Origin of the sequence: Lysinibacillus sp. FSL L8-0312 (assembly GCF_038003285.1) — a bacterium.
GTDB classification, from domain to species: Bacteria; Bacillota; Bacilli; order Bacillales_A; family Planococcaceae; genus Lysinibacillus; species Lysinibacillus fusiformis_D.
This window is the reverse complement of record NZ_JBBOOV010000001.1, coordinates 3,567,770-3,583,997: the sequence shown is the minus strand read 5'-3', so window position 1 is coordinate 3,583,997 and position 16,228 is coordinate 3,567,770. Positions and strand designations below refer to the sequence as shown.

General features: G+C 37.3%; 23 protein-coding genes. All 23 read right to left on the bottom strand.

The window, feature by feature from the left end:
* Positions 1-37: 37 nt before the first annotated feature.
* A complete protein-coding gene (locus tag MHI22_RS18145; RefSeq protein WP_340812726.1) occupies positions 38-1,225 on the bottom strand; it encodes a phage major capsid protein in 1,188 nt (395 codons plus the stop codon).
* 71 nt (positions 1,226-1,296) lie between these two features.
* On the bottom strand, positions 1,297-2,043 hold the full coding sequence (locus MHI22_RS18140) for a head maturation protease, ClpP-related (protein WP_445668843.1): 747 nt from the start codon (positions 2,041-2,043) through the stop codon (positions 1,297-1,299).
* Positions 2,036-3,274: a phage portal protein gene (locus MHI22_RS18135; RefSeq protein ID WP_445668842.1), complete on the bottom strand. Its 1,239-nt coding sequence runs from the start codon at positions 3,272-3,274 to the stop codon at positions 2,036-2,038. The genes MHI22_RS18140 and MHI22_RS18135 overlap by 8 nt, the downstream gene beginning before the upstream one ends.
* Before the next feature lie 15 nt (positions 3,275-3,289).
* Complete coding sequence (locus MHI22_RS18130) at positions 3,290-4,981, bottom strand: terminase large subunit (RefSeq protein WP_340812481.1); 1,692 nt, start codon at positions 4,979-4,981, stop codon at positions 3,290-3,292.
* Positions 4,981-5,493, bottom strand: coding sequence for a phage terminase small subunit P27 family (locus tag MHI22_RS18125; protein ID WP_340812723.1), 513 nt, complete (start codon positions 5,491-5,493; stop codon positions 4,981-4,983). The genes MHI22_RS18130 and MHI22_RS18125 overlap by 1 nt, the downstream gene beginning before the upstream one ends.
* Before the next feature lie 113 nt (positions 5,494-5,606).
* Complete coding sequence (locus MHI22_RS18120; protein WP_340812480.1) at positions 5,607-5,987, bottom strand: HNH endonuclease; 381 nt, start codon at positions 5,985-5,987, stop codon at positions 5,607-5,609.
* A complete protein-coding gene (locus MHI22_RS18115; RefSeq protein WP_340812479.1) occupies positions 5,977-6,294 on the bottom strand; it encodes a hypothetical protein in 318 nt (105 codons plus the stop codon). The genes MHI22_RS18120 and MHI22_RS18115 overlap by 11 nt, the downstream gene beginning before the upstream one ends.
* A 1-nt stretch (position 6,295) precedes the next feature.
* A complete protein-coding gene (locus MHI22_RS18110) occupies positions 6,296-6,538 on the bottom strand; it encodes a hypothetical protein (protein ID WP_340812478.1) in 243 nt (80 codons plus the stop codon).
* 248 nt (positions 6,539-6,786) lie between these two features.
* On the bottom strand, positions 6,787-7,764 hold the full coding sequence (locus MHI22_RS18105; protein ID WP_340812477.1) for a DNA-methyltransferase: 978 nt from the start codon (positions 7,762-7,764) through the stop codon (positions 6,787-6,789).
* Positions 7,765-7,796: 32 nt separating this feature from the next.
* Positions 7,797-8,198: a hypothetical protein gene (locus MHI22_RS18100; protein WP_340812476.1), complete on the bottom strand. Its 402-nt coding sequence runs from the start codon at positions 8,196-8,198 to the stop codon at positions 7,797-7,799.
* A gap of 46 nt (positions 8,199-8,244) precedes the next feature.
* Positions 8,245-8,577, bottom strand: coding sequence for a hypothetical protein (locus tag MHI22_RS18095; RefSeq protein WP_340812475.1), 333 nt, complete (start codon positions 8,575-8,577; stop codon positions 8,245-8,247).
* 37 nt (positions 8,578-8,614) lie between these two features.
* Positions 8,615-8,809, bottom strand: a complete 195-nt coding sequence (locus tag MHI22_RS18090; RefSeq protein WP_340812474.1) for a hypothetical protein — start codon at positions 8,807-8,809, stop codon at positions 8,615-8,617.
* Positions 8,806-9,123: a MazG-like family protein gene (locus MHI22_RS18085; protein WP_340812473.1), complete on the bottom strand. Its 318-nt coding sequence runs from the start codon at positions 9,121-9,123 to the stop codon at positions 8,806-8,808. The genes MHI22_RS18090 and MHI22_RS18085 overlap by 4 nt, the downstream gene beginning before the upstream one ends.
* Positions 9,120-9,338, bottom strand: coding sequence for a hypothetical protein (locus MHI22_RS18080; RefSeq protein ID WP_340812472.1), 219 nt, complete (start codon positions 9,336-9,338; stop codon positions 9,120-9,122). Before MHI22_RS18080 ends, MHI22_RS18085 begins: the two co-directional genes overlap by 4 nt.
* Complete coding sequence (locus MHI22_RS18075; RefSeq protein ID WP_340812471.1) at positions 9,335-9,694, bottom strand: hypothetical protein; 360 nt, start codon at positions 9,692-9,694, stop codon at positions 9,335-9,337. The genes MHI22_RS18080 and MHI22_RS18075 overlap by 4 nt, the downstream gene beginning before the upstream one ends.
* Positions 9,687-9,926, bottom strand: coding sequence for a hypothetical protein (locus MHI22_RS18070; RefSeq protein WP_340812470.1), 240 nt, complete (start codon positions 9,924-9,926; stop codon positions 9,687-9,689). Before MHI22_RS18070 ends, MHI22_RS18075 begins: the two co-directional genes overlap by 8 nt.
* Positions 9,927-9,931: 5 nt before the next feature.
* A complete protein-coding gene (locus MHI22_RS18065; RefSeq protein WP_197224435.1) occupies positions 9,932-10,471 on the bottom strand; it encodes an ERCC4 domain-containing protein in 540 nt (179 codons plus the stop codon).
* Positions 10,468-10,878 carry a YopX family protein gene (locus tag MHI22_RS18060; RefSeq protein ID WP_340812469.1) on the bottom strand — a complete coding sequence of 137 codons (411 nt, stop codon included), beginning with the start codon at positions 10,876-10,878 and terminating at the stop codon, positions 10,468-10,470. Before MHI22_RS18060 ends, MHI22_RS18065 begins: the two co-directional genes overlap by 4 nt.
* Positions 10,879-10,987: 109 nt before the next feature.
* Positions 10,988-11,416: a hypothetical protein gene (locus tag MHI22_RS18055; RefSeq protein ID WP_340812468.1), complete on the bottom strand. Its 429-nt coding sequence runs from the start codon at positions 11,414-11,416 to the stop codon at positions 10,988-10,990.
* A gap of 550 nt (positions 11,417-11,966) precedes the next feature.
* Positions 11,967-14,348: a phage/plasmid primase, P4 family gene (locus MHI22_RS18050; RefSeq protein ID WP_340812467.1), complete on the bottom strand. Its 2,382-nt coding sequence runs from the start codon at positions 14,346-14,348 to the stop codon at positions 11,967-11,969.
* Between the two features lie 10 nt (positions 14,349-14,358).
* Positions 14,359-14,592 carry a hypothetical protein gene (locus tag MHI22_RS18045; RefSeq protein ID WP_340812466.1) on the bottom strand — a complete coding sequence of 78 codons (234 nt, stop codon included), beginning with the start codon at positions 14,590-14,592 and terminating at the stop codon, positions 14,359-14,361.
* Between the two features lie 256 nt (positions 14,593-14,848).
* Complete coding sequence (locus tag MHI22_RS18040) at positions 14,849-15,295, bottom strand: DUF669 domain-containing protein (RefSeq protein WP_340812465.1); 447 nt, start codon at positions 15,293-15,295, stop codon at positions 14,849-14,851.
* A 1-nt stretch (position 15,296) separates the two neighbouring features.
* Positions 15,297-16,226, bottom strand: coding sequence for an AAA family ATPase (locus tag MHI22_RS18035; RefSeq protein ID WP_340812464.1), 930 nt, complete (start codon positions 16,224-16,226; stop codon positions 15,297-15,299).
* Between the last annotated feature and the right edge of the window lie 2 nt (positions 16,227-16,228).

Sequence of the window (16,228 nt, the reverse complement as noted above, 5' to 3'; positions counted from 1 at the left end):
TCACCTTCTTTCTACAAACTAAGAATTTCTAATTCTATTAATCTCCAGGAGCTGGAACTACATCTGCGATACGGAAAGCAGATGCTAATTTGATTCGGTGGTCAAAGTAAGCTGTAACAACAAATTGCTCAATACCTGTTTTAATATCTTTATCGCATTCGAAAGTTTCACCAATATCATAGTTAAAGTGTGAGTATGATAGATCACCAATGATTGGTTTTGTGGCTGCATCTGCAAAAATAACAGGTTTACCTAATACTTGTTCAGGTTGTGCAGTGTATAGTGTAGCATTCCCATTCGCTAATTTTTCAATGATGTCAGAGTAATCAGCGTATGACATAATAATTTGTGCGTTTTCACGGTAATCTTCATGTAAATCAGCAATAGCTTTACGAATAGCTGTGTAAGTATCTGCACCAGTCACTTTAATAATGCCGTTTTCTGCAGAATAGAAGCTCATGTGTTCTTCGCCACTTTTTGGCGTTGTTGTAAATGCCACTTTCTTTTCCTTTGCAGCTACACCGGATTTAAGTGCATTTTCCACATGTCCAACTAAATCTGCATCTGAACCATTAATTACTGTTTCAGAAACCCCTGCAAATACTTTGAACTTGTTACGTGTGAATGCTACTGTATCACCTTTTGCTTTTAATTCTTTCGCAGTAGCCATATCAGCGATGAAGTCATCGTCATCTAATGTGAAAGATAGACGTGGCAATTCTAGATTCGTAATTTGTGTTACTGCAGAATTTCCACGCAATGGATTTTTAGCTAACGGTGCTAAGATGACATCTTGTGAAACAGTTTTAGGTAAGAATTTACCACCACCAGAAGCTACATCATCGCCAAGTGCTGCGCGAATATCTGCATCAATCGCTTTTCCACGCATAGTAGAACGGACTAATGATGCTTTGGCAGCAATAACCTTTTGTTGTGGGTTATCGATGGCATTTACCCCTTTGTTAGCATCAATTTTAGCTTTAACTTCTTTATCTACTTGATCGTGTTGTTGCTTAATTACATCAAAGCGTAATTGTAAATCATCACGTGACTTTTGAGCGGCTTTAATATCTTCTGGATTTGATGTTGGATCAGAAGCCTTTGCAGTAACTTCGCCTTCTGCTTTTTTTAATTGTTGGCCAATCATCATCAGTGATTGCTTTAATTCGTAAAGATTTTGGTCACCTGAGAACATTTGAATGTTCAGTGGCATTAACATTTTCATAGAGTTTTTGTTTTCTAAAGAAATTAAAAGTTTTTTCGTTTGAGTTTTCATATAAAATTTCCTCCCAGTAATTAAAGAATAGTTTCTAAATAAGTTAGATTCGCCTTTGAATCTGCAATAATTTTTTCACGTAAAGCCTTTTCTTCAGCAGACATTACAGATTTACAATTAGATTGTTGGAGTAATTGTTGAGGAACATTGATGTAACGTTTCTTCGCCTTTTCACTAACACTTGCAACCATTTCATTTGCTTCTTCCACAACATCGCACAAGCCATGCTCAAACGCTTTTTCAGCTGAAAGCCAAGTTTCATTATCTAGAAGTTCTTTCAAAGTAGTATCTTCCAACTTATCTCCAGCTTTATCTTTATAAGCAATCATCGCGGACTGATTGATACGGTCTAAATCATCTGCTGCTTTACGTAATTTTTCTGCATTCCCTACTGCATAACTCCATGCATTGTGTACCATAAGCATAGAGTTAGACGGCATCCTAATTTCATCACCTGCCATTGCAATTACAGAAGCAATGGAAGCAGCTAATGCATCTATGTGAACAATAATTCTAGCTTCATGACGCTTTAACATGTTGTAGATTGTTACGCCTTCGAACACGCTACCACCATCACTGTTGATGTAAAGGTGAATCGTTTCAACATCACCTAATTTATCAAGTTCATTTTTAAAAGTTACAGACGATACTTCTCCATATTCTTCCCATGCCCATTTTGTAATCTCGCCATAAATAAAAACGTCAGCAGATTTACCATCAACGGACGCCTTCATTTGAAAAAAACTTTGTAATTGTTTTTTAGTCACTTTTCCCACCTCCTTCCACAGTTGATGCAGCAGTAGAGGACTTCCGCAATACAGGATCCATTTCTTGTGGATATAAGTCTCCAGAAATCCAAAGCACATTTGCCTTGCCACCCATTGGTGCCAAATCTTCTAGCATACGGACTTCATCAGGCTTCATAGCTCCACTTCGTAACATCGCTTGATAGAAATTTGTACGTGCTGTTGTATCGCCTCGTAAAAGGCCACCAAGGTTAAATTTGAAGTACATACCTTGCTTTCGGTCTGCTTTCGTAAGTAATTTCCGATTAAATTCATGTTCGTATTGTCTTACAATAGGTAACAGTGTCATGTTTACGAATTGAATCATTAACTGCTCATTAGATGCCATTGTGCCACCTTCCACATCATTCAAGAAGGATACAGGTACATTAAAAACATTGGCCACCCTTGAGCGTGTAATTCGCTCTGATGCCAATGTATCGGATGCAAAGTATTGTTTTTTCATTTCAGTAATTTCAACACCTGGTTCTTGCATTAAAATTCCACCATTTTCTTGATAAAACCGTCTAAAATCTGCTATTACAGCAGCTCTTTTATCTTTATCCAAGTTAGCAGCGTATTTCAAAATAAAGGACTCTTTTTTCTCCATCTCAGATAAACTGAACTCCTGAACTGCCTTATCGTATTTGATGGTATTGGCCAATACTTTTAATGGTGAAAGTCCTCTCCATCTAGATGGGCCACGAATGTGCTTAACATGAATCATGTCACTGTTATGAACATACATATTTTTGGATTCTCCACGTACCTCATACCATAAAGAACCATCTTCACGATCAATAAATTCCGTAACACAATTGGGATCTAAAGGTAATATGTCGGATGGTTGCATTCTTATATCTCGTAAGATAACTGCATATCCGTTTCCGGTTTCGTTTCGACTTACCTCTAAAGAATTCAACAAATCAAAGCTACTCATATTTTGATTAGGCTCATTTATGAGCACATCTGAAACATCGTTTTGAATCACGTCATAATGTTGATGCAATTTTACGGGCAGTGCTGACATAGTGTTGGCCAATCGACTGATAACGCTGAAAATGGTTTCATTAGTCGCTAACTGGCTGTTATCGATGCCCCAAAAGGTTCGTCCAATCCAGTTGCTAAAATCCCATGTCGATCCTTTCCAACCTGTACTAGCCCCTGCATACGCCATGTACGCTGTAGTTTTTATACGTTGCCATAACTTCAATTTCTCACCTCCCTCTTATAAATCGTGAATAGAAATAAAGCTTATGTTGCCATCTCCACTTTCGATTTTGTTGTACATTGCCTGTACATACCCTGTTATCACTGCAGCAATTGGATCAATTCGCTCCCTCGATTTTCTTTTTGATAGCCGAATATTTTCATTTACATCAACTTCTGTAACCGCGTTCCCGATGGCCCATGTTAAAAGTTCATCACCATCATGTGTAATGTTTTGCTGATAAACTTGCTCCCTGAAATCTTTTGTAGGTTCACTAAGTGTTGGATAGCCTTGTCGGACTTCCACAACTACAAAACCACTTGCAGCCATATTCTGCGCAAATTGTGTCGCGCCATAAGGATCATAACAAAAGACTATAGGATTCCATCCGTTGTCCTCCACAGTCTTTATAATCCAGTTTTCAATAAAACTGTAATCAACCACTGCACCAGGTGTTGTAGACAACCACCCTTTATCTATCCAGAGTTGATAAGGTACTTTATCCTTTGCTTGTCTTTCTCTCAGAGCGTCTTCAGGCATGAAAGAATGTTGTTTGACATGGAATCCATAATCAGTTGGGAATATCAATCCTGTGGATGACAAATCGATTTTCTTTGATAAATCTACTCCTATGAATACGTCATACCCAGTGACATCAACATTTTCACGAGCACATGCATTCCATTTTGATAATGGCATATAGCCGCCTTGCTTTTGGTCAATCCATATATTCATATTTTTCGTGAGGAAATTACGCATTTTTTCAGGTACATCAAGTGCTGCCTTCATTTGTCTTCGTATATACGATAACCCTTCAGGATAGGACGCAAGAATAGGATTAGATTTAATCCAGTTACGTTCATCTGAAATGTCATCATCTGGATCAAGTGTATTAATCATCACGAAGTATTCTTCATTTTCAATTGGGTTATCAGGATCTAATATTTGTCGTACATAACGATATTCAACGCGATAACAAGGGTAATCTAATTCGAATCCCGCTGTTGTTATGATAGCTAGTAAAGGTTGTGGTCGAGCTCCTTGGCCAGAATCCCCAATGTCATACATTTCATCAGTTTCATGAGCGTGGTATTCATCAATGATGAAACAAGAAGGCGAAGTACCATCACCGCTTTTCCGGTCCTCTTTTGATAACGGCTTTATAATAGAGCCACTTTTCAAATGTGTAATGGTGCCATAGGCTTCTTTGAATCGACTTCTTAAATCCTTGGAACCCTTTATCATGTCGCGTATCTCTTCCCAAACGATTTTTGCTTGATCTTTCTTTGTAGCTGCACAGTACACTTCAGCTGATGCTTCACCTAAAGCAGATGATTCGTAACTACCCACGGCCCCTAATGATTGGGACTTAGCATTTTTACGTCCTACTTGCCAGTACATCTTTTTGAACCGTCTATATTCCGTTTCACGATGAATCCAGCCATAAATATTGCCAAAGATAAATTCTTGGATAATATGAGGTTCAATAAAAGTACCGGCTAACACACCCTTACGATGTTTAAATAACCTCATCCAATCAAGGAATTTATTTGCTCTTTCTTCATCGAAAACATATGGGAAGGCATCTGTATTTTCTTGTTTTAGGTCATTTAAAAAACGCTGACACGCCCACTTGTGTTCAAAACAAGCTGGAATATCACCGTTTATAATTTGTTTGCTATAATCAATTAGTTTTTTCTTTAAATTCATTAAATATCACCAAACTTTTGCTCAAACTCAGAAGGTGTGTGTACAGCTGGTGTTGGATCAGGAATAACAAGTTTCAGACGCGAAGTGATAGTTAGACCTAAATCAGTTGCTGCAGCACGACATTCATTGAATAATGTATTTTTCACACGAGCCAACTTCGGGTAATCCTCATTCGCAACAGTAATTTTCCTGCCATTCTCCTGTTCTACTACATCGGTGGATTTAATCTTCCTCATATCCTTTACCAACTGCAAGTACTGATATTTTGAATCTAAATACCTCGCTAATGAGTCAACATCAAGTTCACTAAAAATATCGATTGCTACTAATTTTTCAGCAATCTCAATAAACTCCTTCTTTTGAGAAGCTGTTAAATAAGATGGCGGTTTTATGTTTTCTGTTGGCCCTTTTAAAGCATTTTCTTGCATTTGGCGCTCTTTTATCTCTGTTTTTGTTAGGTTTTTTTTCCCTTTTAAAACCAGCAAATCTATTGGTTGTCGCGGTCTAGCCATTTCTATCACCTCGCTTTCTGAAAAATATTTCATTTAGGGAATTTTGTACGCAGAAAACGGTCAGCCGGTGTAGGGCCCCCTGCCCTATGAGAACTGAATGGAGGGGGGATACCCTATTTCTTACCGTATTTCTGTACATCCTCGGTCGTCTTCTTGTTATGACAAGATTGACAAAGCAATTGTAAATTGTTTTCGTCTAATCGTTTGGTCCAGTCAGCAGTTAGTGGCACGATGTGGTCGACAAGAACCCCGACTGTGATTCGCTTTTCATTTAGGCAATGCTGACACAATCCGTTGTCGCGAATCTTGATGTAGTCACGGCATTTAATCCAAGAAGATGAATGGTAAAACTGATCATGCTTCTTGTTACGATTGTACTTGTCATAGTACCGGTTGTTGTCTGCCTTGGTTGTCTTATGTTGTTCGCAATATCCATTACGCGTCAGGTTTGGACAGCCTGGTTTGTTGCATGGTCGTAGAGGTTTACTGTTCATGCTGCTCTACCCCTTGCTTCACCCTCGCCATGGCATGTGCTATGTTGTCCTTCAGCTGTGCCTCGTCCTGCTTTAGCTGGTCTAGCTTATGAGCATCAGCCCACTTCATCTTGCGGTGTAGCTCACGCATCTTTGCCTGTAGCTTACGTGTTGATTCATCTGTATAAAAACAGACATACTCACGTCCACAGTTAGGACAGTTGAAGTATGTCTTCTCGACTTTGTTATCTAGTTTGTCTAGCTTAAAGTGTTGGACATTGAACCTGTGACCGCATGACTTGTTGCATTTAGCGTAGATTGGTTCCATGTTATTCACTACCTTCTAATTGAGTTGGTAATTCATCTTCTAAGATGCTATCAACTAATTTCTTTACAACACTTGGACCAATCTCATTCATTTCATTTGGAGTTGTATTACCTGCCAAATCAATCGCCAGTGTATCAAGTTTACTAACAGTTTCTTTTCCACATAGTTCGATAAACGCTTCGACACCTATACAATCAGTAACCATTGATACCAATACAATCTTTTCAGCTTTTGTAAGTTCCATTGTTCATCCCTCCACAATTTATAGTTAATTGCATAATAAAAAGCCACACCTTTTCAGGCGTGACCTATCGCTTGTTTCCGACATACACGTACAAGCAAACGTGTTTATTTTGTAATTCAATATTATTTAGCGTATTTCCGTACGCTTTTTGATACTCCTATAATATCTCGATTATTCAATAGGTTCTATAATTTAATTACAACTTAACATTACATTAAGTTAGGTTTGGGATAGTATCCTAATATTGGTCAGCAACCTAATTCATGAATTAGTTCCAGCTGTACTTTACTTAATCGCTTCTCTGCAATTTTTATATACTCTGGATTGAGCTCGATGCCGATAAAATTACGGTCATGTTTTAATGCAACCAATCCTGTTGTTCCTGAACCGAAAAATGGGTCTAGTACAACACCATCTAACGGACATCCTGCTAAAACACACGGTTCTATTAAATCCTCTGGATATACTGCAAAATGAGCTTCCTTTAACGGTTTTGTTGAAACTGTCCATACTGATCGTTTATTGCGTTTATCTCGTATTGCTCTAAACGCATCATTACCATACTTACCATCAAACGAGCCTCTAGGCTTATCAGTACGCCTTGCTTTTTGCGCTTGTCCGAATGCTCCTTGTGATCCTCTAACATCTAAAGTTCCGTATACAGCTGGTTCTTTTATTGCTTCATGATCGTAATAGTATTTAGGCTGCTTGCTTAATAGAAATATATATTCATGTGATTTAGTTGGCCGATCAGTTACACTTTCAGGCATCGGATTCGGCTTATTCCAAATAATATCCTGTCTTAAATACCATCCATCAGCTTGTAAAGCGAATGCTACACGCCAAGGTAGTCCAATTAAATCTTTTGGCTTTAATCCAATAGGAACATTGTTGATTTTTGTTTCGCTGCCTTTAGGGTTTGGAACATAGACATGTTTTTGTTTGTCCTTTTGAGCCCATGCACCTTTGCCACTGCCAGCATATGCATCACCAAGGTTTAGCCAAACCGTACCATCGTCTTTCAGGATCCGTTTAATCTCTCGAAACACATCTACAAGTGCTGATACATATTCTTCTACTGAATTTTCAAGACCGATTTGTTCTTTCACACCATAATCACGCAGCCCCCAATAAGGAGGACTTGTGACCACAGTATTTATGCTTTCATTGGGTAGTGTTTTAAGTACGTCCAGACAATGCCCTTGATAGATTTTATTAAGTTCCAATTCATCACCCCCTGCTGTAGAATTCATTTCATTCACCCGTTTACACTCTCCGCATATTTATACTTAACCATTTTCATTATCTGTGCATGCTTGTTGTAAATGTAATTTGGACTTTTATTTAACTCATCTGCAATGGAAATAAGGGTTTTGCCCTCCACATGATGCTTGTACAGTATCTGATTATCTAACCCTCTGAATGTATTAATCAGATTTTTCATATCATCCAAGTCATTCATTTTATGTGCTAATTCACGTTCGGCAGCTTCAATAATTTCTTCTAATTGAGCACCATGGCTTTCAGAAGTTAATTTTACTTTTGTTAAATCACCATGTACCCAGCGCTTTAATTCCTTTTTACTACGTTCTAAATTAAATTCGATGTCTGCAATTTCATCCTCTAATTTTTGATAGTTTTTTAACCACTCGTAATGCATGTGCAGCACCTACCTTGTTTGTTTATTCTTCAAAATGTTCAACACCTTACGCTGGAATCACTTTACCTTTGTAATAATTAAAGTCCTTAAATGTGTCTCTATATTTTTTTGATAACTCACGTTCGCCATTAGTTAAAAGTATTTCTAGTTTTTGTGCATTGCCATCTACTGTAAAGTTAGCTAATTCTTCAAACAGCATTGTTGTCGATGCTAAAATTTCTTCCTTTTTATCAATTACTGTATATACGCAACCACAATCAGAACCAGCAAATACAAAACGTAGTCCCACATGGCGTACTACATAATCGAATTCATCATTAGGAAATCGAATAATATCTCCGATTTTTAATAGGTGTAATACATGCTTTTTCATATTCATTTCACTTACTCCCTTCGTATTGAACATTTTCTTTCGATTAATCATCCAGTGAAATCATTTTCAGTCGATTTTCACCGTTCATGCTTCGCTTTTCATAAATTGGATAAGTCATATATTTAAGAAAATCAATTGTTTTACCTGTTTCTCTACTGATTTCTCGTATAGTTCCTTCTGCAATAAACTGTTCACCTTTGTATAAAGCGTAAATCCGTTTATGCCATGGGATTTTCATGGTGTTGCTTCATCTACTAAATCACTAGATTTTACGAATACACCATCAACCATTTTTCCTGTACGATTTTTTATTTCATCGTAGGCTGTATTTAAACACTCGTGTAAGTCCATATCGTTTTGTTGTGCAAGAATAATCATCGTTACAATTACATCGCCAATACCATCACGCAATGCGTCTTTATCATTACGAGCTAATGCCGCCGCAACCTCGCCAACTTCCTCTACTACTTTCAAAAATTGTTTACTAGATTCTGCTTTATCAAGTTCTTTTTCAATCGACCATCGTTCTACTTGTTTGATTAATTCATTCATTTTTGCATTTCCTCCATTTTCTGTTTTAAAACCGTCAAATAAACAAGCTCGTCTATTAATTCTTGTCTAGCGTGTTCAATCCATTCGATTGTTGTGTAATCCATTGGATTGACAGTTGTACCGTACTTTGCAATGCCTTTAGCTGTTTGATTTTGTAACAGTTCATTTACCTCTCTTAACACTGGATTCGCTAATATTTGATCTTCAATGGTCATTTTGCTTTTAACCTCTTTCCTCTTATTCGTACTTCAACATGATTTAGCTTTTTCCAATTCTGTAGTGCCCCACATGAAGCACCTAACATATCAGCTATATATCTATCTGTTTTTCCTGCTTGTTTTAATTTGAGATATTTGACTTTGGTTAATGGAAGTTTTGAACTACTTATAGGCACTCGATCAATTGATGCATTAAGTCTAATTCGACTGTTTACTAATGCAAGTAACTCATGGCCATACTTTGTTAATTGTTTGCAATTAGGACACTTTTCCATTTCCTTTGCGGTCTCACAATTACATTTGTTAGTAAGTGCATCGACCTTCTTTAATATCGCTACACGTTTATCAAGCATGTCTGCGTTCATCTATATCCCACACTCCCCTCTCGATCCAACCCTCGTTTAAATACTGTTGAATCCACTCGAAATCGTAAGGCATGATAATACTGACTTCACATCCATCCACTGTCATAAACAACTCTATATACTTTGTAAATGGATTGGGTATGGCCTTCCACAATCTACCCTGTGGCTGTTTTGACTTCTTCACCGACTGAACAATAGGAATCCCATTGCGCATGTTCATGATTATTAGAACACCCCATTTTTCAATAAGTCCTTTGCTTGATAATAAAAATGGTAATAAATAAAATTGCCACTATATTTTTTATCCAAATATACAATTTCGAAGTTGTAACGATATTTGAAACTATTAAGCATTCCCAGTAAAGATAATGGCTTGTACTGGCTTCGATATTCACCACGAATCATTTTTCCATAACCATCAGGATCTTCGCATAAAAGGGTGAAAGGAATATCCTTCGCGCGTATTAATTCATTTTCAAAAGCTGTTTTCGTATCTTTTTGTAAGTTGCCAGTGATTTCATCCATATGTGCTTTACGTTCAATTCGACTAGATAGCCAAATATCGCGCTTGATACCAAGTTCTTCATTTGCCGGAATCATTGCAGCATAATCACCTGTTTTAATTGCACGGTTAATGAATGGGATTTCATGTTTTCTTAAATAATGCAATATATGGTCATTGACCTGTTCGCGCGTATCGATAACGATTGTTAATGTTTTTAATACGCTATCAATCTCTTTATCTGTGTATTTATAGTGAATCATTGTGAATCACCTAGCAGATCAAGATTTTCGTAAATGTTGCCGATGATTTTGCAAACCTTATGATTTTTCCAAAGTTCCTCCATTCCCATTTCATTGTCTATTACATGCATTTGTGTAAATTCATTTATAGTTACTTCGTACGTTGGATAGTCGCCGATTTTTACAATATCCCCCTCATAAATCTCCTTGCCGTTCTTGTCCTTTAAGCCTGTGTATTGACCTAATGTTTTTAAATCAATATCGAACCAACCAACACCATCTATTTCTTCTAATTGCTCAACGTAACCAATGTCATTTTCCGAACCTATAAATCCAGTGAAATGTACAAAGGAACTTATCATTTCTGATTGTTTTTCGTTCTCGTAATCACTATCAGCAACTTTTGCTCGAAACTTAATCTCTCTCATTCTCTTAACCTCCTTGTTTTAGCTCAAATCAAGCACCGTACAGATGTTCTATTTCAAAGTTGGATATATTTATCATCCGTCTTCTAAAACGTCTTAGAAGGGCCGTAAATCACTTATTTTGATTAGCATATAAAATTGCCCGTTCATATATTTTTTGTTTCAACTCATTTGATTCATTATTTTCATACTGGCGCCAATCAACATAGATTTCCTTCCAACCATTGACCGCCAATTTTGCTTGGTAATCACAAAACAGATTTAATGCAACTTCATCATTGCTTAAGAAATTGCTAATCGATTCATTTTTCTGCCAACCACATAATGCAACGATCATTTTCCACAAAGTCATATCTGCGCCTTTCATGCCTTCCACAGATTTGAGGTATGCATCTATTTCATTGAAAATTGGTTCAGAGGCTTTTAAAACTTCTGCTGGAATATCCTTAGAATTTTTTAATTCAAGGCTACCATCCATTTCATCTCGTTCAATGACACCGCCGAATTTCCATATTTGCGATAAAATCATTAGTACAGACATTTTCTTAAATGAACCCCTCTAAAAGAAAGTACATTGCCTGTACCCTTACATTTAGAGAATCCGCATCGTTCCAATTTGTTATAAAACTTTCTTACTCCCAGCGGCTCGATTTTTTTTACTTTGCAATATTTTAAATACCTCTCATAAACTTCATTTGCAGGCATTTTTATAAAGTTATATGTCATAGTTAAATTTTCGGCTATAAATTCATTAAGCATTTTTACCTCCTGTAAGTTATCGATATTTTTAAAAAAGCTCCGTTACTAACTAAAGTAACCACAAAAGTTAGCTACATGTTAGTTAAATAACACCTCACAAACCTTACAGCCACAAGGGGTTGAGTTCGTTCGCACCCTAAAAAGTTAATTTAGTTACTCACATTTAGGTATTACGCTCTTATATAGTACTTATATATTTATTTTTATTTTTTTATTTAACTGATTTCCCAATAACAAAAATAACTAATTAACTATAAAAAGTACTATAAACCCTTGGTATGTCTGACTTTTCGAAGGTTAGCTAAAATAGTTACTAAAGTAACCGTGAGGTACTAAACAAGCTTAAAACCGACTTTTTCGGCTTCCTCAGTAACGTTTTCGTGCTGTTGAGTAACCCCTTTCGGCGCTCTCTCGAGTAATGTAATTCCATAAACATACAATTTATTTCCGGCTCCACGTTCCTTTTTATACCCCTTAGTTTCCAACATTCTGTAAAAACTACGATTACCTAAAGTACGCTCACCCGATTTGTAGCAAAAACTGTCATATACGTTATAAAGCTCTTTTGCTTCGATTTTAATTTGATCATTGTCTTTATCTTGGTAGCAGCACTCAATTAAGAATGGGTCTAAAATATCCATATCTGCTTTGTATAACCCAGTCGCTTTCGTAACGATGGCAGGCTCTTTTAATCCATCCTTCTGCCACTTTAAGCAACCCTCAATAGCCCAATTTAAAATACCTGGCATTTCGAGTGATAACTTCTCAGGTAACTTTTTATCACGTTGATGAGCTGGTAGGTTCAAATCAAATGGTATTAATTTAACGCGGCGCCAAATACCTTCATCAAGTCCACCGATGATTGGCTTATGATTCGTAGTGAAGAACACTTTAAATTCAGGAATGTACTCGAAATATTCTTGTCTTAAGAAACGGGCCAATACTGGCTCACCGCCTGTGATTTGCTTAACGAATGATTCTGAAAGTTTTTCGCCTTCTTCTGATTCGATTGCACTTACAAAGCGTGATCCAACAAGTCGAGCTATGTCGTTATTAGCTCCTGTATCTTTTTTCTTAATGAACGTGTCCGCTTTTGCCTGTTTGCCATATTCGCCCACCAAATCTTTTATTGTATTGATAAATGTTGATTTCCCGTTACTACCACCACCGACTAAAAACATCATAATTTGCTCGGAAATATCACCTGTTAATGAGTAGCCTATTAAACGCTGCATATACTCCGCTAAATCCTTATCGCCTAAAAATATTTGGTCAAGGAACGCAAGCCATGTCGGGCATTTTGCGCCTTCCACAAATTCGACATTCGCCATTTTCGTTAATCGCTTTTCTCGGTCGTGAGGTTGTAACTGACCTGTTTGCAAATCAACAATACCGTTCGATACGTTAAATAAAAATTTGTTCATATCAAATTCGCTCCTATCTCCTGGCACTAAAATTTTTAAATCCTTAATCGCGCTTTCACGAACATTATGCTTTTCGCAATGACGTGCCCATTTTTTTTCGATTTCGTCCTCTGATTCGCCTAGCTTGCGAACAACCTTCGCGACTAATCGGTGTAGCTTACCTTTATCATCGAACTCCCAATACTTGCCGTTCCATACATACCAACCGACCGATGGAATATAACGAATGATGTGACCATATTCGTATGCAATGCGCTCGGCGTTTCCTAAATCGGTCAATTTGAATTTACGTGCTGGCTTTTGCTCAACTTCTTCCACCACATCATCACTGTGGATGGCAAATGAAAATTCACTGTCGTTTTTATGGTCCAATATAGTTGTGGTAGTAGAAGCGATAGCCTTTGCAATCGTTCGCTCTCCGTACGCTTCACCTGTATCGCCGTATGTGATTCTGTCCCATTTATCACGCATCAGCGAAGTCTCACGGAACATGCTATCCATACGCGTAGCACTTTTACCTGTCCAAAAGGCTAAATGGTTTGCTAATGCCATATCAGATGATGAGTGGTCGTCATCGATTAAATGTCCATTGTATAATGCACGAATTTCATCACCGTTGCGGCTATTGAACATCTTCTGCCATAGCTGCTCATTTGATAATTTAATTTCATCGTTTTCGTATTCAGAAATATTTACAACACGCCCTCGCAAATCGCTATCATCAAAATATTTTTCAAGCAATTCGACAAGTTCGTCTGTGCGATCAAAAATTTCATTCGAATTTTCGCGGTTGCCAGTCATTGTGAAGTAACGTCCATGCTGATATATCTCTAAACCTAATTTGGCATTTTTACGACCTGTACCACAGATTGATTGTGGTAGACTGCCGCGTACGATGATGTGAATGCCTGTACCACTGACACTAAATTCCGTGTAACTATCAAGCATTTCAATAACATCTTTAGCGAAATCACTAACGATTGGATTTTCATGCTTTTCATCATCGTTTGCATAGGTAACGCATTTATCTATATCGATTCCGACAAAATTATCGCGACGACTGAATACAAAGCCAATTCCATCTGCATTAGAATCTCTATAAAATTTTGCCGCAGTGGGAAATGTTGACCATGTACGAGCATCGTTTGAACGAGCTTCATTACCGTCAATTTGATATGGAATTTTAGTAATTTTACCGTTATCCTTTTGTTCTGCTTTCCACAATATCCAGTTCGGCATATTGCGAAGTTCACCAGGAATTTCGTTAAAGTTGTATGGGATTACTTTCATGGTGCCACCTTCATTCGTTGATGCCTTTTATTTCTTCTAATATTTCAATTTGATAAAAAGTAGAAAAGTCAATATCATGCCTTTGCTCATATGAGTTACTCCATAATTGACCAAGTCCGTCCCTATTGTGATAGAAAACAGCCTTATGTTCCCAATTACCTTCAAAGAATCTAACTTTAGCGATGTAATATGTTCTATTTTTTAATTGAGAACAATCACGACTTACCTTCACTTTTTCACTCATGCAAAGTACCTCCAATCTTCACACTTATTATCTTTCCCCTTACGTTTTATTGAATGTTTACTACATTCACCATCATTTTCATGAGTGAAAAACCTACAACTTCTACATTGTTCATGCATGTTCTCAAGAGATGTTAGGAACATTTCTGCGGTCACTTTAACTTTTTCTACCATTTGAACCACCTTCTCCAAAAATTTTGGGTATAAAAAAGAGAAGTCCGCAAAAACAGACCTCTCTATGAAATTTTATTTACTGATCAAAATGGTACTTCATCCTCACTTACTGTAATTGAACCACTACCTTGTGGCGCTCCTGCTGTTGATTCTTTAAATCCAGTTACTTCAGGATATGTTTTGCCGTTAGTGGCTACACGGTGACCAACTGTTACTACCAAGTGCTTACCGACTAATGTGTCTGCCCATTCCTTGTATGAGTTGAAATTCATACCATCTGGGAACTGTGCAGCTTTCGAAATTGCTTGGAAACGCCACATAGCTTTTTCCGTAACTGTGAAATTGTCAAATAAGATTTTTTGCCCTTGGTGCGGTTGGTTAACATCGCTACGAATTTCATAATCCACAACAACTTGGTTATTACCTGTGGTAGCTGTTTTCATTTCATAATTGTGGACCGTAACTTCGTAATCACCTTTTGCGATTAATTCAAATCCGCCTTTTGCTTCTTCATGATTAATTTTGAACATATTATTTTCCTCCAATTAAATTGATGATTTTATCGACCATTGGTACGGTCATTTTTTCTAGTTGTAGATTTGCTTTAAATTCACAATCTGAAACAATCTTCGCTACACTCTCATCTGTGGAAGACAACTCGCGAATCTTAGCTACATTGCTTAAACGATTTGCTTCTTCCTCTTCACGTCTAGCCCGTTCTTCTGCTTGGACATCAATACCTAATTCAAGGTATCGATATAGCTTTGAACCAATTTCAGGGGTGATAGTAAACTCATCACCTTCAAATAAATTTGTGATGTCTTTGCTTACTCTAGCCATGTGGTCCATTCCGATAGAGAAAACTGTGTCAAACTCATATTCCATATCATCTTTTTGGACTGGTTTCATACCAACCTTTTTTGGTACGTTCTTACCATCTACTAACTCAATTACATAATCACTTTTAACTCTTAGTGTCGTAATCATATGAACGGTTGCTGTGGTTAAACCTTTTACTAATTTGCTAGATTCAGGAGCAAGTTTACCCCAGTTTTGAAACGAGTTACCTTGCATGCCGCCATGGGTTTCAACAACTCCACCTTCTCCCTGCCATTGATGCGAAAGGCTGTCCACAATAATGACCTCTACACCCTGCTGCATTAACAACTTGATCGCCATGTTGTATCGATCCGTATTAAAAGGTGGTTCAAAATTGATATATTTGAAAGAACCAATTGTGATATGGCCATGAGTTTGTCCAACATAGTTGAGTAAGCGTTTATGCTCCGTATCAGCAGCACCAATTTTCCCCCACAATTCTTCCTCTGTTAAATCAGGATGCGCTTCTTTTACAATCCCATAAGCTAGTAGTAAGGCCGATAGCGATTTACCACTACCCGATGGACCAACTAGGCCAATCAAGGCTTTTTGTTTCTCACGTATTGCATTTGCTACTTGCATGC